23 protein-coding genes and 1 pseudogene are annotated in these 23,950 nt (G+C 70.8%); 12 read left to right on the top strand and 12 right to left on the bottom strand.

Annotation, left to right across the window (positions count from 1 at the left end):
• Positions 1–262 precede the first annotated feature (262 nt).
• Together ACH4RC_RS28150 and ACH4RC_RS28155 are read left to right on the top strand one after the other, a co-directional pair.
• The gene (locus ACH4RC_RS28150; protein WP_398205885.1) at positions 263–1,309 is read left to right on the top strand and encodes a LacI family DNA-binding transcriptional regulator; all 1,047 of its coding nucleotides are present in this window, start codon (positions 263–265) and stop codon (positions 1,307–1,309) included.
• A 28-nt stretch (positions 1,310–1,337) separates the two neighbouring features.
• On the top strand, positions 1,338–2,408 hold the full coding sequence (locus ACH4RC_RS28155) for a LacI family DNA-binding transcriptional regulator (RefSeq protein ID WP_398205886.1): 1,071 nt from the start codon (positions 1,338–1,340) through the stop codon (positions 2,406–2,408).
• 51 nt (positions 2,409–2,459) lie between these two features.
• Here ACH4RC_RS28155 and ACH4RC_RS28160 read toward each other — a convergent pair.
• Both ACH4RC_RS28160 and ACH4RC_RS28165 read right to left on the bottom strand, forming a co-directional pair.
• A pseudogene (locus ACH4RC_RS28160) lies at positions 2,460–2,627 on the bottom strand (TetR/AcrR family transcriptional regulator); the annotation flags it as partial.
• 33 nt (positions 2,628–2,660) lie between these two features.
• A complete protein-coding gene (locus ACH4RC_RS28165; RefSeq protein WP_398205887.1) occupies positions 2,661–2,981 on the bottom strand; it encodes a hypothetical protein in 321 nt (106 codons plus the stop codon).
• A 604-nt stretch (positions 2,982–3,585) separates the two neighbouring features.
• On the opposite strand from ACH4RC_RS28165, the gene ACH4RC_RS28170 reads away from it, so the two are divergent.
• On the top strand, positions 3,586–5,499 hold the full coding sequence (locus ACH4RC_RS28170; RefSeq protein ID WP_398205888.1) for a glycoside hydrolase family 15 protein: 1,914 nt from the start codon (positions 3,586–3,588) through the stop codon (positions 5,497–5,499).
• A gap of 249 nt (positions 5,500–5,748) precedes the next feature.
• Positions 5,749–6,126 carry an STAS domain-containing protein gene (locus tag ACH4RC_RS28175; RefSeq protein ID WP_398205890.1) on the top strand — a complete coding sequence of 126 codons (378 nt, stop codon included), beginning with the start codon at positions 5,749–5,751 and terminating at the stop codon, positions 6,124–6,126.
• Between the two features lie 15 nt (positions 6,127–6,141).
• Here ACH4RC_RS28175 and ACH4RC_RS28180 read toward each other — a convergent pair whose 3' ends face one another.
• From ACH4RC_RS28180 to ACH4RC_RS28195, 4 genes are all read right to left on the bottom strand, one after another.
• Complete coding sequence (locus tag ACH4RC_RS28180) at positions 6,142–7,077, bottom strand: ANTAR domain-containing protein (protein ID WP_398205892.1); 936 nt, start codon at positions 7,075–7,077, stop codon at positions 6,142–6,144.
• Positions 7,078–7,245: 168 nt separating this feature from the next.
• Positions 7,246–8,043 carry a GAF and ANTAR domain-containing protein gene (locus ACH4RC_RS28185; protein WP_398205893.1) on the bottom strand — a complete coding sequence of 266 codons (798 nt, stop codon included), beginning with the start codon at positions 8,041–8,043 and terminating at the stop codon, positions 7,246–7,248.
• A gap of 256 nt (positions 8,044–8,299) precedes the next feature.
• Positions 8,300–9,127 (bottom strand): SigB/SigF/SigG family RNA polymerase sigma factor, encoded by an 828-nt coding sequence (locus ACH4RC_RS28190; RefSeq protein WP_398206023.1) that lies wholly within the window; start codon positions 9,125–9,127, stop codon positions 8,300–8,302.
• Between the two features lie 528 nt (positions 9,128–9,655).
• A complete protein-coding gene (locus tag ACH4RC_RS28195; RefSeq protein ID WP_398205894.1) occupies positions 9,656–11,122 on the bottom strand; it encodes a non-reducing end alpha-L-arabinofuranosidase family hydrolase in 1,467 nt (488 codons plus the stop codon).
• Between the two features lie 450 nt (positions 11,123–11,572).
• On the opposite strand from ACH4RC_RS28195, the gene ACH4RC_RS28200 reads away from it, so the two are divergent.
• Entirely contained in the window at positions 11,573–13,003 is a 1,431-nt protein-coding gene (locus ACH4RC_RS28200; RefSeq protein WP_398205895.1) for an endo-1,4-beta-xylanase, read from the top strand.
• A 76-nt stretch (positions 13,004–13,079) separates the two neighbouring features.
• On the opposite strand, the gene ACH4RC_RS28205 is transcribed toward ACH4RC_RS28200, so the two are convergent.
• The 5 genes from ACH4RC_RS28205 to ACH4RC_RS28225 form a co-directional block, all read right to left on the bottom strand.
• Complete coding sequence (locus ACH4RC_RS28205) at positions 13,080–14,177, bottom strand: fatty acid desaturase family protein (RefSeq protein WP_398205897.1); 1,098 nt, start codon at positions 14,175–14,177, stop codon at positions 13,080–13,082.
• 119 nt (positions 14,178–14,296) lie between these two features.
• Positions 14,297–15,385, bottom strand: a complete 1,089-nt coding sequence (locus tag ACH4RC_RS28210) for a ferredoxin reductase (RefSeq protein WP_398205899.1) — start codon at positions 15,383–15,385, stop codon at positions 14,297–14,299.
• A 246-nt stretch (positions 15,386–15,631) separates the two neighbouring features.
• Positions 15,632–16,030, bottom strand: a complete 399-nt coding sequence (locus tag ACH4RC_RS28215) for a DUF5994 family protein (RefSeq protein ID WP_398205901.1) — start codon at positions 16,028–16,030, stop codon at positions 15,632–15,634.
• Between the two features lie 43 nt (positions 16,031–16,073).
• A complete protein-coding gene (locus tag ACH4RC_RS28220; protein ID WP_398206024.1) occupies positions 16,074–17,069 on the bottom strand; it encodes an acyl-CoA desaturase in 996 nt (331 codons plus the stop codon).
• 174 nt (positions 17,070–17,243) lie between these two features.
• Positions 17,244–17,990 carry a GAF and ANTAR domain-containing protein gene (locus ACH4RC_RS28225; protein WP_398205903.1) on the bottom strand — a complete coding sequence of 249 codons (747 nt, stop codon included), beginning with the start codon at positions 17,988–17,990 and terminating at the stop codon, positions 17,244–17,246.
• 322 nt (positions 17,991–18,312) lie between these two features.
• Between ACH4RC_RS28225 and ACH4RC_RS28230 the strand changes: the two genes are divergently transcribed.
• Genes ACH4RC_RS28230 through ACH4RC_RS28240 form a run of 3 tightly spaced genes read left to right on the top strand, consistent with a single transcriptional unit; the run spans position 18,313 to position 20,530 of the window.
• Positions 18,313–19,056, top strand: coding sequence for a GAF domain-containing protein (locus ACH4RC_RS28230; protein ID WP_398205905.1), 744 nt, complete (start codon positions 18,313–18,315; stop codon positions 19,054–19,056).
• Between the two features lie 26 nt (positions 19,057–19,082).
• The gene (locus ACH4RC_RS28235) at positions 19,083–19,781 is read left to right on the top strand and encodes a GAF and ANTAR domain-containing protein (RefSeq protein WP_398205907.1); all 699 of its coding nucleotides are present in this window, start codon (positions 19,083–19,085) and stop codon (positions 19,779–19,781) included.
• 56 nt (positions 19,782–19,837) lie between these two features.
• Positions 19,838–20,530 carry a GAF and ANTAR domain-containing protein gene (locus tag ACH4RC_RS28240; protein ID WP_398205908.1) on the top strand — a complete coding sequence of 231 codons (693 nt, stop codon included), beginning with the start codon at positions 19,838–19,840 and terminating at the stop codon, positions 20,528–20,530.
• A gap of 57 nt (positions 20,531–20,587) precedes the next feature.
• Here ACH4RC_RS28240 and ACH4RC_RS28245 read toward each other — a convergent pair whose 3' ends face one another.
• Positions 20,588–21,052 carry a hypothetical protein gene (locus tag ACH4RC_RS28245; protein ID WP_398205910.1) on the bottom strand — a complete coding sequence of 155 codons (465 nt, stop codon included), beginning with the start codon at positions 21,050–21,052 and terminating at the stop codon, positions 20,588–20,590.
• 676 nt (positions 21,053–21,728) lie between these two features.
• Between ACH4RC_RS28245 and ACH4RC_RS28250 the strand changes: the two genes are divergently transcribed.
• The 4 genes from ACH4RC_RS28250 to ACH4RC_RS28265 all read left to right on the top strand — a co-directional run bounded on the left by ACH4RC_RS28250 (position 21,729) and on the right by ACH4RC_RS28265 (position 23,808).
• Positions 21,729–22,217 carry a DUF5994 family protein gene (locus ACH4RC_RS28250; RefSeq protein WP_398205912.1) on the top strand — a complete coding sequence of 163 codons (489 nt, stop codon included), beginning with the start codon at positions 21,729–21,731 and terminating at the stop codon, positions 22,215–22,217.
• A gap of 144 nt (positions 22,218–22,361) precedes the next feature.
• Positions 22,362–22,922 carry a DUF5994 family protein gene (locus tag ACH4RC_RS28255; protein ID WP_398205914.1) on the top strand — a complete coding sequence of 187 codons (561 nt, stop codon included), beginning with the start codon at positions 22,362–22,364 and terminating at the stop codon, positions 22,920–22,922.
• A 5-nt stretch (positions 22,923–22,927) separates the two neighbouring features.
• Positions 22,928–23,221: a hypothetical protein gene (locus ACH4RC_RS28260; protein ID WP_398205916.1), complete on the top strand. Its 294-nt coding sequence runs from the start codon at positions 22,928–22,930 to the stop codon at positions 23,219–23,221.
• 26 nt (positions 23,222–23,247) lie between these two features.
• Positions 23,248–23,808 (top strand): hypothetical protein, encoded by a 561-nt coding sequence (locus ACH4RC_RS28265; RefSeq protein WP_398205917.1) that lies wholly within the window; start codon positions 23,248–23,250, stop codon positions 23,806–23,808.
• Positions 23,809–23,950: the final 142 nt, after the last annotated feature.

Here is a 23,950-nt window from a genome sequence, read left to right on the forward strand (position 1 = left end):
ATCGTGGCGGATCGGAGGGTGCGGCGAGGCCTGCGGGAAGGCGGCTCGTCCTCGGCGGGCTGCAGGCCGAGTGGGTGTCGCGAGGGGATGTCGTCCGTGGGTAACGTTACCCATTCGAAGTGCGACCACAGTGCACTCAGTCAGCGCGGACGTCAAGACATGAGGCCGTAACATGGGCGAAAGCCTGCGCACACCTGGCGCTCGGGGGCAGAATTCGCGTATACCGTTACATCATCGAGTGAGAGTTGAGGGACGACGCAGCATGCCGGAGCCGCAATCGAAGAAGCGCGTGACCATCACCGACGTGGCCCGGCACGCGGGCGTGTCCACCACGGCGGTCTCCAAAGTGCTGCGCAATGCCTACGGCGTCAGCGCGGCGATGCAGGAGAAGGTCCGCGCGTCCATGGCCGCCCTCGAATACCGGCCGCACGCCGCCGCACGCGGCATGCGTGGCCGCACCTACACGATCGGCGTGCTGCTCGACAACATCCGCAACACCTTCTTCGCCGACATCCTCGACGGGGTGCGCGACCAACTGCGCGAGTCCGACTACACCGTCATGATCGGCGCGGCCGGATTCGGCGCCCAGGACCAGGAGAAGGTCATCCGGTCCATGGTCGACCGGCAGATGGACGGGCTCATCCTGATCGCGCCCGGCACCCCGCGCGAAGAGGTTCTCGCCGTCGCCCGCGCCACCCCGACCGTGGTCATCGGCCACCACGACCCCTCCGACAGCCACGACTCCGTAGCCGACGCCGACGCGGCGGGGGCCGCCCTCGTCGTCGACCACCTGGTCGGACTCGGACACCGGGACATCGCCCTGGTCTCCTCCCCCGGCACCCGCGCCAGCCACTGGAAGCAGACCCCCGAGATCGAGCTGACCCGCGGCTACACCCAGGCCATGGCGCGCCACGGACTCGACGCCCACGCACAGGTCTGCAAGTCCGCCTACTCCGACGAAGGCGGCCACAAGGCGGGCCTCAGCCTGCTCTCCGGCCCCCGGCGCCCCACCGCCATCATGGCGGGAGCCGACGTCGCCGCCCTCGGCCTGTGGCGCGCGGCCCACGAACTCGGCCTGCGCGTCCCCCAGGACGTCTCGCTCGTCGGGTACAACAACACCGCCGTCGCCGACCTGGCCACCGTCCAGCTCTCCAGCGTCGACCAGGCCGGACATGACATGGGCGCCACCGCCGCCCGCCTCCTCATCGAGCGCGTGGAGGGCCGGCGCGACCGCGCCGTGCAGACCACCATGACCCCCCGGCTCGTGGTGCGCGCCAGCACCGCGTCCCCGGCGGCGGCACCCGAGTGAACGCGGCCATGAGAGCCGGGGGTTCACCGTGAGGCAGCGTGTGGGCATGGTCGACGTCGCGCGGGAGGCCGGTGTCTCGCTCGGCACCGTGTCCAACGTCTACAACCAGCCCGAGAAGGTCTCGCCCGACACCCGGCGCCGGGTCCAGGCCGCCATCGACCGGCTCGGTTATGTGCGCAGCGAGACCGCGCGCGTGCTGCGCGGACGGCCCTCGCGCATCATGGCCGTCATCGTGCACGACCTGGCCAACCCGTTCTGTGTCGCCCTCGTCCAGGGCGCCGAACAGGCCGCCCGCCGGGCAGGGCTCGGCATCATGGTCTGCAACAGCGCGGGCGACCCGGCCGAGGAGACGCGTTACGCGTCCTTGCTCATCGAGCACCGGATCCGCGGGGCCCTGCTCGCTCCGACCGAGTCGTCCGGCCGCACCGTCAGGGCGATGAAGCGCGGCCAGATCCCCCTGGTCGTCTTCGACGACCTCGCGCCCGGTGGCGACGTGTGCTCGGTCGCCGTCGACGACGTCCTCGGCGGCGAACTCGCCACCGCCCACCTGCTGGCGGCCGGCCACCGCTCCATCGCCTTCGTCGGCGGCCCGCCCCACCTCCCCCAGGTGCAGGCCCGCAGCCGGGGAACGCTCCGGGCACTGGCCCGGGCCAGACTCCCCGCCTCCACGGTGACCGAACTCGACTGCGAGGAGATGACGACCGCCGCGGGCCGCGACGCCGGGGCCCGCATCCTGGGCCTGCCGACCCGCCCGACCGGCGTCTTCTGCGCGAACGACCTGCTCGCCACCGGCGTCCTGCAAGCGCTCTTCGAGGCGGGCGTCCATGTCCCCGACGACATCGCGCTCGTCGGCTACGACGACATCGAGCACGCGGCCGCCGCCGCGGTACCGCTCACCTCCGTACGCCGCCCCGCCCGCTTCATGGGGACCCGGGCGGCCACCCTCCTCATCGACAAGACCTCGTCGGCCTCCCCCGCCGACCACACCCACCAGCAGCTCGTCCTGCGTCCGGAACTCGTCGTACGCCGCTCCTCGGCACGCCGCGAACCCACGGGCGACGGAGCCATGGCGCACCGGCCGCGTCCGGCGCGTCCGTGACCCGCGGGCTCGATGCCGGTGGATCTGCGGCATGCCGGTCGCGTCCGTGAACCGCAGGCGCGGCGCCGGTGGCAGCGGCGTGGGCGCTCCCGCCTCCGGAGCGGCGCGGAACGCCTCGATCACGTAGGCGGCGAAGCGGCGCGAGGCCGCGACTTGGACGGCCTGCGGCGTGTCCTGAAGGCCCCGGTGGGCCATGAGCATGAGGACCGGGTCGTCGACGCCGAGCCGGGCCGGGCCGGCCCACCGGCAGGGTCACACGTCGTTCTCCGCCTGGTCGCCCGGCGCCGGACCGGATTCCGTGGCGGCGCGCCCGGTCTCGTACCGGCGTACGCGCTCGGCCAGCGGCAGCGGGGGCTCGTCCAGACCTTCGGTGGACCCGCAGGCGATCCGGGCGCACACGCCCCGGCAGGCCAGCATGGACCGGTCATCGGTGTGGGAGACCACCACGGCGTCCGCGCCCTCCGTCGCCCGGTAGTCGGTCCCGCAGACCACGCAGGCCAGCCCGGAAAGCACCTCTTCGGTCGGGGCCCGGCGGCTGCCGCGTCGGCTGAAGATGGAGGATTGCGAATACATCGGCCCCACGTCCCTCGGGGACCGACGGGCCCCCGGACTCGCCGTTCTCCGAGAGCGACACCGAAAGGGATGACGGCATACGAGACACGCCCGGCACGGCCACCGTACCCCGGTACCCGACGGGGACGAACCCGTGCGGACAGCGTGACACGGCCCGCCAGTGACCGGCCCGAGGCCAGGGCGGCCCGACCGAGTACGGCGCGGGCGGCGCGGTGCGGCAAGCGGTGGCGACGGAGGCGGCCCCGTCATGGTCGAGCACCGACCGTCCGGCCGTCGTCCCGCCTCCGACAAGGAGGCGGTCACGACGGGCTCGTGCCGCGAACCGCGACACCGATCTCCGGCATCCACCACCGGTTCCGCCCCGGCCGGGCTCCGATACCGGTGTCGCCGAGCTGGGGTGTCTGAGCGTCACATGGGGCGGCCCGGCCTCATCGCGCGCCCCGGCTCTCCACCGGGCGAGGCCTGTTCGTCGTGCGGCGGACCGCGGTCTCACCCGCGTCGGGTGAGGCGACGGGTGGGGCGTCCCGGAAGGGTGGCACGGACAGACCGCCGGCGTGCGCCGACCCGTGTCGCCGCAGTGCGCCGGTCCGGACAGGGAGGCCTCGTGAACCGGTACCCGCCCATCGCGGAACACGGCATGGTCGGCGACCTGCAGACCGCCGCGCTCATATCGTCCGGTGGAACCGTCGACTGGTGGTGCACGCCCCGCTTCGACTCACCCAGCGTCTTCGCCTCGCTCCTGGACAGCGAACGCGGAGGCCATTGCCGTCTCGCCGCGGACGTCCCGGGCGGGGAGGGCATGACGGTCCGGCAGCTGTACCTGTCCGACACCGCCATCCTGGTGACCCGGTTCATGGCGCCCGGAGGGGTCGGCGAGGTAGCCGACTTCATGGTCCCCATCGACTCCTCCGCCCCGGCGGACGGACACGTACTGGTCAGGGTCGCACGGGTCGTACGGGGACAGATGCCCTTCGCTCTCGCCTGCCGGCCCCGCTTCGACTACGGCCGTGCCCCGCACACGCTCACACCGGCCGACGACCACTCCGCGCTCTTCCACGGCCCGGGGAGCGACCTGCATCTGCAGTCCACCACCGGCATCACGCTCCACCCGGACGGCGACGACATCACCGCCCGCTTCACCCTGTCCGCCGGGCAGGCGGCGGCCGTGGTGCTGACCAGCACGGCCACCGGTGACCCCGCGCCGCCGCGCCCCACCCTCGACGGGATCGCCGACGCGCTCGAGACATGCCGCGCGTTCTGGCAGTCGTGGCTGCGTTCCTGTACCTACCGGGGCCGCTGGCAGGACATCGTGAACCGCTCGGCGATCACCCTCAAGCTCCTCACCTACCGGCCGACCGGGGCGCCCATCGCGGCCGCCACCATGGGGCTGCCCGAGCAGACCGGCGGGGAGCGCAACTGGGACTACCGCTACACCTGGGTCCGCGACGCGTCGCTGTCCGTCAGGGCCTTGATCGACCTGGGCTTCAAGGACGAGGCGCACGCCTTCCGCCGCTGGCTGCGCGACCGCATCACCTTCGAGGACTCCTCCCCGGTGGGCCCCCTGCAGATCATGTACCGCGTCGACGGCGATCCCCGGCTGGTCGAGGAGCGCCTCGACCACCTGGAGGGTTACCAGGGATCGCGCCCGGTGCGGGCGGGCAACGCGGCGTCCGGCCAGTTGCAGCTCGACATCTACGGAGAGGCGTCGGACGCCCTGATCGTGGGCGGCGACATCGGCGCGATCCGCGGCTGGAAGGCGCTGAGCGACGTCCTGAACTGGCTGGCCGACAACTGGGACCAGCCCGACGAAGGCATTTGGGAGACCCGGGGCGGCCGCCAGAACTTCACCTACAGCCGCCTGATGACCTGGGTGGCGTTCGATCGCGGCATCCGGGCCGCCCACGAGTTCTCCCGCCCCGCCGACGTCGCCCGCTGGACCGAGGTGCGGGACACGGTCTTCCGCCAGATCGTCGAACGGGGCTGGCACCCCAAGCGCCAGGCGTTCGTTCAGCACTACGACACCGACGTCCTTGACGCCTCGCTGCTGCTCATGCCCAAGGTCGGCTTCGTGTCGCCCCACGACCCGGACTGGATCAGCACCCTGGACGCCATGGAGGAGGAACTGGTCAGCGACAGCCTGGTCTACCGCTACGACCCGGCGGCGTCCCCCGACGGCCTGCGCGGCTCGGAGGGCACCTTCAACCTGTGCAGCTTCTTCTACGTCGAAGCGCTCGCCCGCAGTGGCAGGATCAACCAGGCCCGCCACGCGTTCGACAAGATGCTCACCTACGCCAATCATGTCGGCCTCTTCGCCGAGGAGATCGGCCCTTCCGGGGAGCAACTCGGCAATTTCCCGCAGGCGTTCACCCATCTCTCCCTGGTCACCGCGGCCATGGCGCTCGACGAGGAGATGCAGAAGGCGGACGCCGGCCGGCCCGACGGCCCGCACGGGCACTCGCCTCTGCACGGCCTCACCTCCCCCGCCGAGGACACGCGCGGCAGCGGTGCGAGCGGGTGAAGGCGCTGTTGGTCCTCACCTCTTGAGGGGGCCTCTCCTGCCCTCGCCGCCCCCCTGTCAAGCGACCGCTGCGATTACCAGCCTAACGAGGGAAGGATGCGGGGACAGAATCGTTTGTCCGTCTCACTCATGATCTGCCCCTCATAGGGTCGACGCACGTCATCGCCCAAGTCCCCGGCGGTAGCGGACCTTTACCGTCCGTCCGCCCCGCAGTCGAGGCGGTAAGCCCGTCGCCCTGGTGGTGCCGCCATGTCTTCCGATACTTCCCTGCCCACTGGATACGTTCGTGTCCGTCGGCTCCCCGACCACACGATTCTCGCGCTGCATGGTGAGATCGACATCGCCGCCGCCCTCCACATCACCCCACACCTGGACGACGCGACCTGCGGGCAGGCACCACGGATCGTCATCGACCTCCGCGCGACACGGTTCCTCGACGCCTCCGGCCTGCGCCTGCTCTGCCGCGCCCAGCGACGCACCGACGAGCGCGGTGGGTACCTGGTGGTGGTCTGCTCCGCCCCGAAGATTCTGAAGGTGTTCCGCGCCGCCCGTCTCATCGACCGCTTCCACCTGGTCGCCACTCCGGACGACGCGCCCACTCTGCTGACCTGCGACGAGCCACGGTGAGGGAAGGGCAACCGCTCAGTCACCGCGCCATGGCTCCCGGCCTCGATCGCGCTCGGGCAGCCGGCCGCCCGCACCGTGGTGGAGGTCTTCCAGAGCGTCGAGGACGACGTTGTGGTGGTGCCACTGAAGATAGGCACCCATCTGCTGCTGCAGTTGTCGCAAGGTGTCCAGCCGGGTGCGGTCGAGACCGTCCTTCAAGCGGTGGTGGTAGTGGGCGGAGATGACACCGCGCGCGATGTTGTCCGTCCCGATGAGCGGCACGCTGTGGACGGCACGGCTGCCGGTGTCCCAGAGGAACTGGCGGGTCTCGTCGGGGAAGACGTCGTGGGCGGCGGCGATGTCGCCCACCGTTCGCTGCTGTCCGTCGGCGGCGGCCTGCGCGCACAGGGTGCCGTCCTCGACGAAAGCGAAGTAGTCGGTGAACAGCGCGCTGTGGCCGTGATGCCGGGCCAGGCGAAGCAGGCCGGCCTCCACGAGCTGGACATTGCCCGCCTGGGCCTGTGCCACCTCCAGTACGCGGTGCAGGGCGGCTTTCAGCACGGCAGCCTGGTTGCGGGCGTCGAGGGTGTGCGGGGCCAGGACGCGCAGGGGCGGGACAGGAGTGCGGACGCGGCCGGGAAACCACTGCGGTGCCCCCGGCGCCGGAGCGGTGGACGTGATGAGAGCGGCGGCGACCTGATGCAGTTTGATGTTGTGGCGCTGGGACACCTCACGCAGCAGCGCGAACGCCTCCTGAGGGCCGGGGACGCCGTAGCGGCCCACCAGCAGACCTTGCGCATAGGATACGGCGGGCCGGGCGCGCAGTTGCTTGTTCAGACTCGCCACTCGTTCCCGCAGCGCCTGGGTCTCGGCGTGTGTGCCGTCGGCCGGCTCCGCCGGAAGACCTGTCAGGGCAGGACGGGTGCGATCAGTCGGGACGACGGCCCGTGCCTGGGCATCTGATTGGTTCACGCCTGCATCTCCGCAACAGTGTGCTCACGACGAAGCCCGCGGACCGTGGTTTGCGCACAGCACCCCGCCGTCCCAGGCACTGATCCGACCGTAGACTTTACCTGCCCTGCCGCGTTCACCACCCACGACCACAGCGCCGGGGCGGTCACCGGGTCGGCGTGCCCGGGTTCAGGGCCGGGCCGTGGTCCGGTCGGTACCCGGTGGCGGCGGGATGGTGACGGTTCCGGCGACGAGGTCGCGGGCCAGATCGACCAGGCGCAGATGGTTCTTGCGGGCGTAGGCGCGCAGGTGGTCGAAGGAGGCGGCGGGGTCGGTGCCGTGGCGGGCGGTCAGGAACCCCTTGGCCTGCTCGATCGCGGTACGGGTCTTCAGGGCGGTCTCGAGCTGGGTTCGCACCGTGCGGTGCTGGTCCAGGGTGGTCTGCTGGAGCAGGGAGATCGCGGTGGCGTCGGCCAGGGCTCGGGCCAGGTGCCGGTCGGCGGCGAGCAGCGGCCCCGGCACCCGGCGGAAGAGGTTCAGCACGCCGATGGTCTGCCCCCGCAGCCGGATCGGGGTGGCGTGCACGGAGGTGTAGCCGGCGTCGTGTGCGCGGATGCTGAACCGCGGCCAGTGGTTGGCGGGTTCACCGTCGATGGGGTGATCGACCGGGACGGAGTCGTAGAAGGCGGTCCGGCAGGGGCCTTCGTTGGCGTCGAGTTCGAAGAGCTCGACCAGGCGGACGCGTTCGGAGGAGGCCGCGACCAGTTGCAGCGGCCCGTCCGGGAGGGCGAGCATGACGCCGGCGTCGCCGATGTCGAGCAGGTCCATGCAGTGTTCGGCGACCCGGTAGAAGAACTCGGCCGGGTCGAAGTCCTCCACCAGGGTGTCGGCCAGGTCGATCAGCGCGGCGGTGATCCGCGCCTCGCGCGGCAGCCGCGGCGGCCCGTTGTGCGAAGAAGGGCTCGCAGGGGGAACGGAAGGGGGCATGGCGGCCTCCGGTCGAAGAAGGACTCGTCAGCGACCGAGGCCGGAAGCACACTACGGGGGCTGGGTGTCATACCACCCGCCGAGGGCTGACCTGATACAAGCTACTCCCTTTGCGGCACGGCCCCCCGGGCCTCTTTAGGTGCTACAGGCATTTAAGAGTTCGCCGGGCGTGAAGGTGCGGCCGGCTTCGTCATTCCCGGGGTCGGTCAGCACGGCGCGTGGCCGGCGGACCGGCGGCACGTGTGGGGCCGTGGGGTCAGTCGGAGGCCATCAGGCTGCTGCGCAACTCGCCGACAAGGCGGGAGATCAGCCGGGAGACGTGCATCTGCGAGCAGCCGAGCTCCTCGCCGATCTCCTGCTGGGTGCGCTCGTCGACGAAGCGGAGGTGGATCAGGCGGCGGTCGCGCTCGTCGAGGCCGGCGATGAGCGGGGCCAGGGAGTGGAAGTTCTCCACGAGCTCGAAGCGGTCCTCGTCGATGCCGATGAAGTCCGCGAGCAGGGTGTCGGACTCGTCGTCCTGTCCGGAGACGGCGGCGTCCAGGGAGACGCTGTTGTAGCCGTTGGACGCCTTCTGCGCCTCGGCGACCTCGGCCGGGTCCAGCTGCATCAGCTCGGCCAGCTCGGCCGTGGAGGGCGAGCGGCCCAGGCGGGTGCGGAGCTCCTCGGTGGCGCGGGAGAGCTCGATGCGGGCTTCCTGGAGGCGGCGCGGCACGTGCACGGCCCAGGAGGTGTCGCGGAAGAACCGCTTGATCTCGCCGGTGATGTACGGAATGGCGAAGGAGGTGAACTCGACCTCGCGGGTCAGCTCGAACCGGTCGATCGCCTTGATCAGGCCGATCGTGCCGACCTGGACGATGTCCTCCATCTCCTGCGGGCCCCGGTGCTTGAAGCGGGAGGCCGCGTACTGCACCAGGGACAGGTTCATCTCGATCAGCACATTGCGCACATAGCTGAATTCGGGGGTGCCTTCTTCGAGCCGGGTGAGCCGGTCGAAGAAGCGCCGGGAGATCGTGCGGGCATCGCGCGGGGTGATCGACGAAGGGTTCGCGTACGCGCGCTCGGCCAAGTCGTTCTCGGCCCGCATGCGCAGTTGCCGGCTGTCCGTCACGGTGATCATGCGTCCCGCTTCCTATGGATGAGCTGGGCCTGTGTTCGCCGTATCGGGCCGCCTGCCCCTCAATTCCGCGCGCACTCATCGTTCGAGCGAGGAACCGCCGGAATGGCCGCTGGGTTCGGCGCGAAGGCGCGCGGCAGGAGGGTGGCGCTCTCCGGGGTCCAGGGAGACAGACCGCCGCTCTCACTTCCGAAATACGACTAGGTGCACAGCCACTCCGGCCGGCCCACGGTCCTGACGCCACCACCAGTGGAACACCTCAACCGCCATCCGTCGAACCGGTCCGGGCGAGGAAACCGCGCGAACAGATCCCCGCCCACCTGCAGTGACGACCCGGCTACAGACAGCGCGCACCACTGTGACGCCCTCCGCTCACCGGCCCCACGGGCAAGGAGGCACAGCCACCGTCGCTGTCGTTCGCGCGTGTGCGGGGCGGGCTCGGCCGCCGCCGAGCCCGCCCCGCCGGCTCCGTACCGGAGCCGTAACGGTGTCACGCCGTCAGCGCTGCAGAGTCAGCAGACCCGGACGGTAGGGCAGGAGGCCGTAGTCACCGCCGGAGTTGGGGCTGCGCCCCTGGTAGAGCAGTTGCAGATGGCAGGGGTCGACGGTCATGGTCTGGTCGGGGCCGGTACGGAGCAGTTCGCCGTGGCTGATGTCGTTGGTCCAGGAGGCACCGCTGTTGGCCTTGCCGGCGAAGGGGTTGCTCTCGGTCGCGGCCTGCGGCGTCCAGGAACCGTTCAGACTGGTCGCCGTGAACGAGCGGAAGTAGCGGCCCTGCGAGCCGATCGCCTCGACGATCATGAGGTAGCGGTTCTGCCCCTGCAGCTTGTAGACCTGCGGCGCTTCGAACAGGTTGTTCGTCGTATCGCTCATGACGACGGTCGACGTCGCGCCGAAGCTGCCCGGGAAGTTCCCGATCGGCATGCTCGCCCGGTAGATCTTGCCGTTGTCCCCGGCGAAGAACAGGTACATGTTCGTACCGTCACCGATGATCGTCTGGTCGATGGGCCCCGTCCCGGAGCCGGAGATGCTTCCGGAGAAGAGCACCTGCGGGGAAGACCAGCCATTGGGGTTGGTGGGGTCGCTCGACGTCCGGTACGAGAACGCGCTCCCGCCCCATTGGTAGGTGAGCACCCAGATGTTCTTCGGCGCGAAGTAGAAGAGCGAGGGTGCGACGGTCGACGACGACATCGCGTTCTGGCCGACCGAGGCCATCTGCGACCAGTCGGTGAACGGGGTGAAGTTCATCGAGCCCCAGCTCGTCCCCGTGTCGTGCGTCGTCGCGTAGACGAGTTGCCTGCCGTTGTAGGGGGCGACGGTGAAGTCCTTGAGCGATACCCAACCCGACCTGGGCTGCGCCAGCGCGCCCGTCGATGTCCAGCGGTAGGCCGACGGGAGTTCACATGTTCCGGGGTTCTCGCCGCCGACCTTGACGAGCTGCCACTGCTGGTTGGTGCCGCCCCAGTCGTCGTACTGGACGACGTTGGCGTTGTCGGCGGTGGAGGCGCCCTGGACCTCGAGAGCCTTGTTGCTGTGGCGTGAGATGAGCCGCACGTAGCCGTCCGGGCTGTCGGCCAGTCGCCACTGCTGGTTGGTGGCGTTCAGGTCGGACCACTGGACGATCGATCCGCCGTTCGCGGTGGACCAGTTGTGGACGTCGAGGACCTTGCCGGAGTGGCGGGATCTGATCCGGTAGTAGCCGTCACCGGCGTCGACGAACTGCCACTGCTGCTGGTTCTGGTCGTTCCTCGCCCACTGGGTGATGCGGGCGCCGTCGCCGGTCGCCATGTTGTAGACGTCGAGGGCCTTACCGCTGTTGCGGTTGACCAGCACATAGGAGGCGTTGGGGTCGACGGTGGCCGCCTCGGCCGGCTGGGCGCCGAGGTAGGCGGCCAACAGCAGCAGGGGCGAAAGGACGGCGAGCAACCGTCTTGGTCGAACGGGGGACGCGTGGCGTAACCACATCGAGGAACCTTCCTGTGGGGGCGGGCGAGGTGACCCCGCCGAACCGCGGGGCGGCCGTACCAGCGGCCGAATCTCACCTCGAAAGAGTTTCGAAGAGTTCTCCGAATCTTCGACTGCCACAAGGTAGGAATGCGGAGCCCTGCGGTCAAGAGCCGCTGCAGTTCTGCCCACAATTCGCTTCCGCTCTGCCAGTTGGGGCCCTCATGAGGGAGCGAACAGGGAGACCGGAAGTTTCGGGCGAGTAACAGAAACTTCTCCGCACTGTATTGACGATCCACCGTCAATCCCCAATCATTCCCGTCTGAACAGCCGACCACAGTCCGATATCTCGAACCGTCGTCTTTCCGCGCGGCCCGCGTTCCGGGCCCCCGTCCGTCCACCGGGTGAAACCCGCTGACGCCGTTTCCCGCGCTTCAGTCTTTCCGTGACGTCTACTTTGGAGGCACTGTCATGGGCTCGTACGCCCTCCGCAGACCCGCTGTCCGGCCGAAGATCCGAAGTCTGCTCCTTGCGCTGGTCGTCGGCGTCCTCGGCGTGGTCACCGCGTTGGTCACCCCACCGGCCGCGCACGCCGCCGAGAGCACGCTCGGCGCCGCGGCGGCGCAGAGCGGCCGGTACTTCGGCACCGCCATCGCCTCGGGCAAGCTCGGTGACTCGGCGTACACCTCGATCGCGAACCGCGAGTTCAACATGGTGACGGCCGAGAACGAGATGAAGATCGACGCCACCGAACCGCAGCGGGGCCAGTTCAACTTCCAAGCCGCCGACCGCGTCTACAACTGGGCGGTGCAGAACGGCAAGCAGGTGCGCGGCCACACCCTGGCCTGGCACTCCCAGCAGCCCGGCTGGATGCAGAGCCTCAGCGGCAGCACGCTGCGCCAGGCGATGATCAGCCACATCAACGGCGTGATGGGGCACTACAAGGGCAAGATCGCCCAGTGGGACGTGGTCAACGAGGCTTTCGAGGACGGCAGTTCAGGGGCCCGCCGCGACTCCAACCTGCAGCGCACCGGCAACGACTGGATCGAGGTCGCCTTCCGCACCGCGCGCGCCGCCGACCCGGCCGCCAAGCTCTGCTACAACGACTACAACGTCGAGAACTGGACCTGGGCCAAGACCCAGGCCATGTACAACATGGTCAAGGACTTCAAGCAGCGCGGCGTGCCGATCGACTGCGTCGGGTTCCAGTCGCACTTCAACAGCGGCAGCCCGTACAACAGCAACTTCCGTACCACCCTGCAGAACTTCGCCGCCCTCGGCGTCGACGTGGCCATCACCGAGCTCGACATCCAGGGCGCCTCGTCCTCGACCTACGCCAGCGTGACCAACGACTGCCTGGCTGTCTCGCGCTGCCTCGGCATCACCGTCTGGGGTGTGCGCGACAGCGACTCCTGGCGATCGCAGGACACGCCGCTGCTGTTCAACAACGACGGCAGCAAGAAGCCCGCTTACACCGCTGTCCTCAACGCGCTCAACGGCGGTACCACCACGCCTCCCGCGGACTCCGCACCGGTCAAGGGCGTCGCTTCGGGCCGCTGCCTGGACGTGCCCGGCACCAGCACCGCCGACGGCACCCAGCTCCAGCTCTGGGACTGCCACAGCGGGACCAACCAGCAGTGGACGTACACGGCCTCCGGTGAACTCCAGGTCTACGGCAACAAGTGCCTGGACGCCGCCGGCACCGGCAACGGCGCCAAGGTCCAGATCTACAGCTGCTGGGGCGGCGACAACCAGAAGTGGCGCCTGGGCTCCGACGGGTCCATCGTCGGCGTCCAGTCCGGCCTCTGCCTCGACGCCGTCGGAAGCGGCACCGCCAACGGCACCCTGATCCAGCTCTACTCCTGCTCCAACGGCAGCAACCAACGGTGGACCCACACCTGAGAGCCCCTTCCCACCCTGACAGTTGCCTTCGCCGCCGGCGCACCGTTCGCGCCGGCGGCGTGCGGGGATCCGCGCCTCAACGCCCCGGCAGGGCGAAGCGCAGGATGCGGCCCCAGGTCGATCCGTACTGCCGCCACAACGGCCCGGTGACGTACGGGATGCCGTGCTTCTCGCAGATCTCGCGTACGCGCGGGGCGATCTCGGCGTAACGGTTGCTGGGCAGGTCGGGGAAGGCGTGGTGCTCTATCTGGTGGCCCAGGTTCCCACTGAGTACGTGGAAGAGCCGGCCCCCCTCGATATTGGCCGAGCCCTGGATCTGGCGCAGGTACCACTGCCCTTGCGTCTCGCCCTCGATGTGTTCTTCGGTGAAGGTCTGGACGTCGCCGGGGAAATGGCCGCAGAAGATGATGGTGTTGGTCCATACGTTGCGCACGGTGTTGGCGGTGAGGTTGCCCAGCAGACACGGCACGGCGGAGGGTCCCGCCAGTAAGGGGAAGAGCACGTAGTCCTTGGCGAGTTGCCGGGTGGCCTTGGTGGCGAGCCCGGCCAGGTCGGCCGCGAAGGACCGCCATGTCTTGCGCCCCGCGGCCACGGCGTCGGGCTCCAGGTCGTACAGCGCGATGCCCCACTCGAAGAACGGGGCGAGCACGAGGTTGTAGAGCGGCTGAGCGAGGTGGCGCGGACGCCAGCGCTGGTCGGCGCTCATCCGGAAGAGGACGTATCCGAGGTCCCGGTCACGGTCGACGACGTTGGTCCAGGTGTGGTGCTGCTGGTTGTGCGTGCGCTTCCACGCCTCGGCGGGGGTGAGGAAGTCCCACTCCCAGGTCGTCGAGTGGACGGCCGGGTCGCCCATCCAGTCCCACTGGCCGTGCAGGACGTTGTGGCCGAGTTCCATGTTCTCCAGGATCTTGGCGACGGAGAGCATCGCCGTGCCCGCCGCCCAGGCGGGCGGGAACAGTGAACCGGCCAGGGCCAGCCGGCCTCCCGCCTCCAGACCGCGCTGGACGGCGATCACGGTGTGGATGTAGCGGGCGTCGTCGGCACCGCGCGCGGCGATGACGTCGGAGCGGATCTGGTCGAGTTCCGCGCCCAGCTCCTCAGCGAGTTCCTTGCCTGCTTCCTTGCCTGCGTCCTTGTCGGGTGGCGCCTCCACGGGCGCCGGAGAAGACATCATCACGGGGTTCCTTGATGGCTAGGCGTACGAGGTTCCTTGATGGCTGGGCGTACGGGGTTCCTTGATTTCTGAGCGTGCGAGGTTCCTTGATGGCTGGGCGTGCCGGAGTTCCTTGGTGGTCAGGCGTCAAGGGCCAGCGGTCCGGCCGCCGCCGAGACACAGGTCTGGATCGTCCGGCCGGTCCGTTCGTGGACCTCACCGGTGCGCAGGTCACGCACCCGTCCGTACCGCACCGGGGTGAGACAGCCGAAGCAGATACCGCGACGACAGCCGTACGGCATGCTCACACCGGCCGACTCCCCCACGACGAGAAGGGGGGTCGTCGCGTCGGGCACGGCCTCAACACCGGTACGGGTGAACACCACCCGGCCGCCGGGCGTGGCGTCGAGCTTCGCGGACGGGACCGGCGCGATCTGGAAGCGCTCCACATGCAGGCGATCAGCCAGACCCGCCCGGTACCAGTGCTCCTCCAGCGCGGCGAGCAGCGTGGCCGGGCCGCAGGCCCAGGTCTCGCGCTGCCGCCAGTCGGGGCAGAGCCGACCCACATCGTCCAGGGTGAGCCTGCCGCGCTGCCGGGTGTGGTGCTCGTGACAGCGCAGCCAGGGCAGTTGTCGCCGTGCCTCGCCGAGCTCGGAGCGGAAGATGCTGTCCCGGGCGCGGGGAGCGCTGTGCACCAGCACGACATCGGGGTGCGGGGGCCGGTGACGCATGAGGGTACGCAGCATGCCCATGACCGGGGTGATACCGCTGCCCGCGGTGATCATCAGAACGCGGGGCGGGAGACGGTCGGGGAGAACGAAGTCCCCCTGCGCCGGGCCGAGTCGCAGGACGGTGCCGGGCGGGGTCCGGTGGGCCAGCCGCCCGGACACCGTGCCGTCGGGCACCGCCTTGACGGTGATCGTCAGGAGTCCGTCGCTCCGGCCCGGCACCGAGGTGAGGGAGTACGTGCGCCACTGCCATGCGCCGTCCACCTCTACACCGACCGGGAGATACTGCCCGGCGCGGTGCCCCGCCCAGCCGCGGCCCGGCCGCAGGGCGAGCGTGGTGGCGTCCGCGGTCTCCGGCCTCACCGCCGTCACCCGCCCCGCCGGTGACCGGGCGCTGAGCAGGGGGCTCACCAGTCCGAGATAGTCGTCCGGGGTGAGCGGGCTGGTCAGCCAGGCGGCGGCGTCCAGCAAGCCGCGCACGAGGGCCGGTACGGCAGGCATGCGCAGAGTCCTCCCGTCGCACAGTACGAGGAGTACTGCGTACGTCGAGTCGTTCCGGTCCCGGCCGGAACAACGAAACCACGCCTACGCGCATCGGCGTGCGGTCAGGAGGGGCATCCCGCCACCGGCGCTCTGCGGCGTCCCGGCCGGGGCGCGTCCGCACAAGGCGTTGGACTGCGAGGACGTGCGGGTACAGCCCCTGCCGGAGATGACCGAAAGACGGCGGGGCCACCGCCCGCGAGGGGGTCAGACGTGTTCGCGCCCGGCGCCCGACATGAGCAGCGCCGCTTCTTCCGTCGTCGCGTCCGGGGGCACGACCAGCAGGTCCCAGCGGCCCCGGCCGGGACTGAGCAGGACGATGGTGGGCGGACCCGGCGCCGCCGGACTGTGGTGCAGCCGGATGACCTGGTTGGCCACCAGCATCCGGCCGGGCATCGCCGACCACATCGCCCCGTTGACCGTGACGCTGCTGATGCCGCCCCAGGTGGCGGGCAGGCCGGACAACAGCCGGGGCAGTTCGGTGAGGACGTCGTACGAACGCGGCCACCAAGCGCCGTCGATGGCCCGGGGCAGGGCGCCGCCGGGCGCCAGGGACAGCCGGAGAAGGGGATGAGAGGGAAGCGGATGTTCCTGGGCGGTAGCCATCAGGCTCCTGTCGACGTGGGTGACTCAGGGACGGCAAAGAGCGTCAGGACCGGCGGGCGTCGATCCGGGCCCGCGTCGGCCAGCGCACGTCGTGGGCCCAGCCGAGACGCTCGAAGAGACGGATGACGGCGGCCGAGGGGTCGATCTGGCCGCGGTCGACACCGTGGCGCGCGCTCGTGGGGTCGGCGTGGTGCAGGTTGTGCCAGCTCTCCCCGAAGGAGAGGAGTGCCAGCGGCCACAGGTTGGTGGCCCGGTCGTGGCGCCGGGTGCGGAACGGGCGCTCCCCGATGAGGTGGCACAGCGAGTTCACGCTCCAGGTGACGTGGTGCAGCAGAGCGATGCGGACGAGACCCGCCCACAGCAGGCCGGTGACCCCGTACAGCCAGGATCCGCCGATGAGCCAGCCAAGACCGAACGGCAGCGCCAGAGTGAGGAGGCACAGCACCGGGAAGGCCCGTGCGACGCGGCGGATGTCGACGTCGGCCAGCAGGTCGGGGGCGTAACGCTCGGCCGACGTGGCGTCGCTGCGGAACAGCCAGCCGACGTGTGCGTGCAGGAGTCCGCGCACCTGCCCGATCAGGTGCGTCCCGTAGCGGTACGGCGAGTGCGGGTCGCCGGGACGGTCGGTGAAGGCGTGGTGCCGCCGGTGGGTGGCGACCCAGCCGATGACGTCGCCCTGGAAACTCATCGATCCGGCGACCGCGAGCACCGTACGCAGGGGTCGCACGGCCTGGTAGGAGCCGTGCGTCAGACCGCGGTGGAACCCTACGGTGACGCCGAGACCGCTGAGCACGTAGAAGACCGCGAACAGCACGATGTCCACCGTGCTGATCAGACGGCCCCACAACAGCCAGCCCGATACGCCCAGCGCCAGGAACGGCAGAACGACGATGACCGCGGTCACCGTGACGTACACCCTCTCCCCGCCGCCTCGCCGGCGCGCGGGCCCGTCCGGAGGGAAGGGTGACGCGCCGTCGTACTCGCCCGGTGGATTCGGAGCGGGGGCCGGCGACACAGCTGTCGCGGGCCTGTTGGGCATGAGCGTCATGACGGGGACCTCGAACCTCGCTGCAGAATGGCGGTGCCGGGGTCCTGGGCTGCCCTGAAAGGGAGACGACAAGGACGCAAGTGGTTCGGTGCACCGACACACGGAGGGTCCTCGCCCCCGACCATACTCCCGCCGACGGGGTAAGGAACCGGCCGAGCCCCGCCGTCAGCCGTGCGAAGGCCCTTCGGAGGCCGGGGCGGGCGGGTCGGGGAGCTCCAGGCCCTCATGCACGACGGCGTGGGCGAGGGAATCGAGATCCGTGTCGAGCATGAGGGCGTGGGCGCGCAGGCGTGCCATGGCCTCCTCCATGGACACGGCGTGCCGGTAGCCGATCACACCGACGGCCTGGTGGATCACGGCCTCGGTCGGGGGAAGCCACGCGTGGCGGTGGTTCTCCGCACTCGGCACGGGGGCGGACAGGAGCAGCAGGTCGGCGGCGATGGCGTGGTTGCGGGCGACCTCCAGGTCCGCGCCGGACAGCGGGCCGGGGCGGTCCCGGTAGAGCGTGAGCACGAGACCGGCCTGCGGGGCGGACCCGGAACCGCCCTGAACGGGCAGGGCGTAGACCGCGCGGATGCCGTTCTCCTTGGCCCGCAGCGCGAACACCGGCCACTGGCACGTCGTGTCGATGACGTCGAGGTCGTCGACGAGCAGCGGCCGCTGCTGACGCAGCGCCTGAACGCACGGCCCCTCGCCCAGGCTGATCTGCAGGGATTCGCCCTGGCGGGCCAGCGGGCCCGCCGCGGACAGCGACACCCGCTGTGCCAGCGCGGCGTCGGCCGCCAGCGTCAGCCCCACCGAGTACGCGTCACGCAGCGCCGCCCGGCACGCCGCGCCGACCAGCCGGGTCGGATGAGGCCGGCCGGCGTAGCGCGAGACGATGTCCGCGACGTCCGGGCGGGGGGCCGTCACCGGAGTGCCGATGCTGGACCGGGCAGGCCGACCGTCTGTGCGGAGGTGGTCATGGCGGGCTTTCCGATCTCCGGCATTCACCGCCGATGCTGCCCCGGTCGGAAGCCAATGTCAGGGAGGGACGGCGATCCTGCGTCGTCTCGGGCAGCGTGCTCCTTCACCCTACGCCGCTTCTGGGGCCCGCCGCGGGCCCCGGAAGGCGCCCGGGCGGTCGCCACGCGTACGACGCCGTTCCGCGAGACCTGTCTAGACTGGCCACTACCGAGAAAGGGTGCCTGCGCCGCAGTGCGATCTTCCGAGCGGCAGGGCTGGAGGTGGGAAGGTGTCGGTCAACGACGGCCTTGCCGCGGTGCTGGCCAGTCTCCGTCCAGGCCGGGACATCGCTGGTCTGCTGGGCGCGGACCCGCGTCTGTGTGCCGAGGTCCTCGGGGTGGACGGGGTCGCCGTGTCCGTCGTGACGCGCGAGGGCCCGAGTGAACTGGTCTGGTGCTCCGGTGAGGTGAGCGCCCGGCTGGAGGATCTTCAGTTCACGCTCGGCCAGGGGCCGGGACCGGAGACCACGCTCTCCTGCGCGCCGGTCCTCGAACCGGATGTGCGCCGTCTGCCGGACGACCGCTGGCCGGGCCTGTCCGCCGAGATGGCGGCGCTCGGGATCGGTGCGGTCTTCTGTCTCCCCCTGCACGTCGGGGCTGCCTGCCTGGGCACCATGACCCTGCAGAGAGGGGCTCCCGGGCCGCTGGCGGACGACAGGGCGACCGGCGCCTGGCTCGTGGCAGGTGCCCTGACCGCCGCGCTCCTGGCGGGCGGCCCGGCACAGGAAGCCTTCGCCGCCGCGGAGGACGGTTCGGACTTCTACCGGGCCGCCGTCCACCAGGCGACCGGCATGATCAGCGTGCAGGCCGGGGTGCCACTCGCGCAGGCACTCGTGCTGTTGCGGGCCTATGCCTTCGGCCACGGAAGGACCGTGGTGGAGGTCGCCGAGGACGTGGTGGCCAGACGACTGCGCTTCGAAGATGATGAGGCCGGGCCGGGAACGGCCGCCGGCGAAGGGACTGACGGGCCATGATGCGCGAGGAACAGGTTTTGGCGGCCATGCTGGAAGCCGTGGACACGCTGATCGACGACTTCGACCTGATCGATTTCCTGCACCAGCTCTGTGGCCGGTGCAACGAGCTCCTCGACGTGTCCGCCGTCGGCATCATGCTCGCCGACCCCAACGGCGGCCTCCAGCTCATCGCCGCCTCCAACGAACACACCCGACTGCTCGAACTCTTCGCCGTGCAGGCCGACGAGGGTCCCTGCGTGGAAACCCAGCGCAGCGGCACCGCCCGTCTGAACATCGCGCTGGAATCGCCCGAGCAGACCGTCGACTTCCCGCGCTTCGCCGAGCAGGCCCGGGCGGCGGGCTTCGTCACCACGCACGCCCTGCCCATGCGCCTGCGCCAGCAGAACGTGGGCGCGCTGAACCTCTTCGACGCCCGCGCCAAGACCCTCAGCGAGTCCGACGCACGGGTGGCGCAGGCGCTCGCCGACGTGGCGACCATCGCCATCCTTCAGCAGCGCTCCCTCGTGCACAGCAACATCGAACGAGCCCAGCTGCGGGCCGCTCTGTCCAGCCGCATCGTCATCGAGCAGGCCAAGGGGATCCTCGCCGAACGCTGGCGGACCACCCCCGACCAGGCCTTCGAAGCCCTGCGCCGCCATGCTCGGGCCAACCGGACCTCCCTGACCATGCTGTGCCGCGGGCTCATCGACAACACTCTCGACACCTCCGCCATACAGCGGCCCTGATCCAGGTCAGTCAGCCGAGTACCGACCCCTTCCTCGCCACCTGCCCGGGACGTCCAGTGGATGATGACCATTACGCCGCGGTGTGGCGGCGCGTCAGCGCCGCGGCCGCGGCCGGCGGCCCGACACTCGCCACCGCCTGCCGGGCCTGCGCCGACGACCTAGACGCCGACTTCGCGGGCGCCACTTTGGTCGTCGCCGGTGAACTGCGGCTGATCGCCTGTGCCACCGACGAGCGCGCCCGCCTGGCGGAGGACGCGCAACTCGTGGCAGGGGAAGGACCGTGCACGGAGGCTTACACCAAGCGTGTGGCCGTCGAAGTTCCCGACCTGAACGACGCGGTCACCCGATGGCCCGTCTTCGCGCCCATCGCCCTCCAGCAGGGGGCCCGCTGCGTCCTGGCCGCACCTCTGATCATCGGGGACGCCCATGTCGGTGCCCTCGACCTCTACCGGTGCGAGCCCCGCCCGTTCACCGCCGCGCAGAAGGCGCTGGCCACGGCCTACGCCCGCCTCCTCGCCCTCCTCGCCCTCGACGAACACCCCCGGTTGCTCACCTCGCACTCCCGGCCCACCTCCGTCGGACCGCAGGGCTACCCTCCGGTGGTGCACATGGCTGCCGGCGTCGTCGCCGCGAGGTACGACCTCAGCCCTGACGACGCCCTGGCCCGCCTGCGGGCCCACGCCTTCAGCCACGACCAGACCCTGTCGCGCACGGCCCAGGACGTGATCGAGAGCCGACGCCTCGACTAGGGCGTGCGGCGCCGCTTCGGACCCGTTTCCCTCCCCCGGCCCGGCCGGGCCCGTCCCTCAGGGGCCGAGGAGCAGGACACGGCACGCGTCCCGCGGCGGCGCCCGGTAGGGGCTCGGCGGGGTGTCCCGCCATCCCCAGGACCGCAGCGCCACCAGGGTTCTCGTATCGGCACCGTCGACCAGCGTGAGACCGGTGGCGTGACCGTGGTCGAGGAGCAGCCGCCGCTGCAGCCGGCGGGCCAGGTTCCAGTCCCGGCCCGGAGACTGCGCCCGCACCCGGTGCGGCACGACGATCGCCCTGATCTCGAAGAAGCCGGCATGCAGGGGGAATCCGTAGGAGAACGCCGTGAGCGTCTCGTTCTCCGCGACGAGCAGGGCGAATCCCGGGCGCCGGATGTCGCTCCGGAGACGTCGCAGGAAGACCCGGGTACGCCCGTCCTCCTCGTACGGCTCCGTACCGCAGTTGGCCGCGTACAAGGATCCCAGTTCGGGAAGACGGTCGGCCACCTGAGTGCGGGACATGAACCGGACTCGCTCCGCCTCCCAGGGGGAGGGGCTCTGGAACAGCGGGCGGGGACACGGCCGTGCGTCGGCCGTCCTGAACTCGCGCGATGCCATGTGGCGGACCTTGTCCAGGGCGCGGCCGGAGCGCGCCCGGTGTCATCGATCGCCGAGAACGACAAGGGCTCCTGAGCCGATGCGCGAGGAACCCCCGGCCCGTCCACCGTACTCCGGCGGTTGCGGGACGGTCCCTGACGGAAATCCTCAGAACGTCATCAGGGACCGCCCCGGCAAGGAAACACGCTCCCCATCAGCGTCCCCTTGCCTCGCTCGTCCCCTGTGACGCCAGAGCGCGGGAGAGCCCCGGTGATGACTGTCCAGGCGGACAAGCCACCGAAACCGCGCTGTCGGCATCGCGGGTCCGGCGGTTTCAGCACCGCACCCGGGTCCGGGGGCACGCGCCTGTGACTTACCCGGTTGTCTCCCGGCTAAGCACCAAGTGCGTTGATTCATCGTGCAGTTCGCCTGACTCAGGCGGCCCGTTCCGGCCGAGGACGAGTGGGGCACGGGGCCGTCTGCGCGAGACGTACGCTGGGAGCGCCGGGGGCTTCTCGTACGCCGACCCCGCTCGGCGTCGCTTCCGGCGCACCACGACACCGGGCCCGCTGTGGCAGCGGCCCGAAGAGGGGCGTCCATCATGAACGCACCGATCGCACGCCGCCGTCCGGCCGGCTCCGGGGGACTCGTCGCCACTCCGCCCGCCCGGCTGGCCCTGCGCCCGCCGACCTTCCCGCCGGGGCCGGTGTGCGGCGCGTGGTGGCCCCGCACCGACGACCTCTGCGCCGAACTGGCGCCGCTCACCGACGCGTTCGGCGCGTCGCACGGACGCGTGACCCGTATCGCGTCCCACCACGGAAGCTGGCCGCAGGAGCCGAGCACCGTGCCCGCGACGGACCACACGGTCACGGCCGCCTGGTACTCCTCCGGGCTCGACCCGTACACGATCCGGCTCTTCTCCTACGGCACCGGCCGCTGGGACCTGCTCGTCGTCCCACCGCACAGCGAACCCGGCGCGGCCGCCCGGCTGATGAGCGCGGCGGCCGACCCCGCCCTGTGCCTCACCGGTACGGCGCTGATGGCGACCGAGGACGTGTCCGGAGGACGAACCGGGCAGGGCGGCCGGTGACGGACCTGTCACCGACCGCCTCCGCAGGAGTACCGTCGAAGTACCAAGGGCACTTCGCACTCCGGCATCCACGCGGGTCTCGTCCTCGGTGAGTAACGGCATCGGGGGACGGCCGCCGGCTTGCCCCGAAGACGGGTTCACATCATGACCGCGTTCGGCGCGTCACCCCGTACCGTCCCGCCGCCTTCCCCTCCCGCCGTCCGGGTGGCGGTGAAATCCCGGCCGAGCGGTTTCCTCGACGGTGCCTGGTGGCCCCGTTCGCGCGATCTGCCGACCGAACTTCCCGCTCTTGCGGACGCGCTCGATCCGTTGTGGGGCCGCCTCGTCCGCGCCGCCGTCAATCCGATGCTGTGGCCCGTCGTCCCGCGCAAGGTCACCGTCCACGACCGTGTGGTGAAGATCGGCTGGTTCACCCCCGAACTCGACCCGCACAAAGTGCTGCTGCTGTCCTACGGGACCAGTCGTATGGACCTCCTGGTGATCCCGCCCGAGACGGGATCCGCGAGCGCCGCCCGGCTCATGACCGCCGCCTGCGCCACGGACGGGCCCGCGCTGACCGCCACCGGTCTCCTCGCGGCGGAGAGAGCACGTCACCACCACCATGACGACGCCGCGCCCGACCGGCTCAGGAGCGCGCGGAAGCCGCGGACGGGCGAGGACGGCGTTCGGGCGGCGCGCCCCTTCCCCACGGCCCCGGGGCGGTGACCGCCATGAGCGTGCCGTTCGGCGCGCGCCCCGCCGGCCCCGAGCACACCGACGCGTATGCCGTCCGCCCTCCGCACACACCGCACACACCGCACACCGAGAGGACCGCCTTGCGTACCTACCGCCCCTCCCCGCACGGCAGCCGCTCCACGAGCGAACCGGACGGCGCCACCACGCCGTCCCCCACCGTCCCGCCGGCCGCCTCGACCGTCCGGCACGATCACCGCGACGGCGGCCGCGGACGGTTCCCCGCACGTCGCCGCCGTGACCGCAGCACGCACAAGCAGGCCGCCCGGTGAGCCGGGCCGCGTAGAAGGGAGCCGGGATGGGAATCCGGATGGCCGAGGTGTACCTGCGCAGGCTCACCCGGTGGCAGGCCGAGCAGCAGCGGGAGGCCGTCGCCAACCTGTACGTCGCGACGTACCGCGGCGCCGCCGGGAGCGAGTACCGCGACCGGACCGGGTTCCTGCGCCGGTTCGAGCAGGACGTGCGGCACGACGGTTTCGACATGGCTGTCGCCGACTCGCCCGGCCTCGTCGGCTGCGCCTACGGCCATCCCCTGGAACCCGACGGGTCCTGGTGGGCCGGGTTTCCCGTCGAGGTGACGCCGCAGACCGAGGAACTCACGGCGTCCGGGCGGGTGTTCGCGCTGAGCGAGATCATGGTGCTGCCCGACCAACGCCGCCGCGGCGTCGCGACCCGGCTCGGCGCGCTCCTGCTTTCCCGCCTGTCCCTGGACATGGTGGTGGCCGGCCTCACCGAGGAGGCGACGGCGGCCGGAGTCGGAGAGCTGTTCCGTGCGTGGGGATGGAAGGAGCTGCCCCTCGCGGGTGCGGGCGCCCAGGCGTCCGGACGGACGGTGTGGGCGCGCGGGCCCGTGCGCTGAGCGAGCGGCCCGGCAGGATGTCCGACGACCGCCGGCATCGCGCGCATGCCCGTGGGCGCGCGCACAGCGGCCCACCACCCGTCGCCGTCGCCGCCGTCGCCGACCTCGATCGCCTGGAAGGTCTTGTGCTGGTGCGCCATGG

Origin of the sequence: Streptomyces sp. NPDC016845, from assembly GCF_044332585.1 — a bacterium.
Taxonomy (GTDB): Bacteria; Actinomycetota; Actinomycetes; order Streptomycetales; family Streptomycetaceae; genus Streptomyces.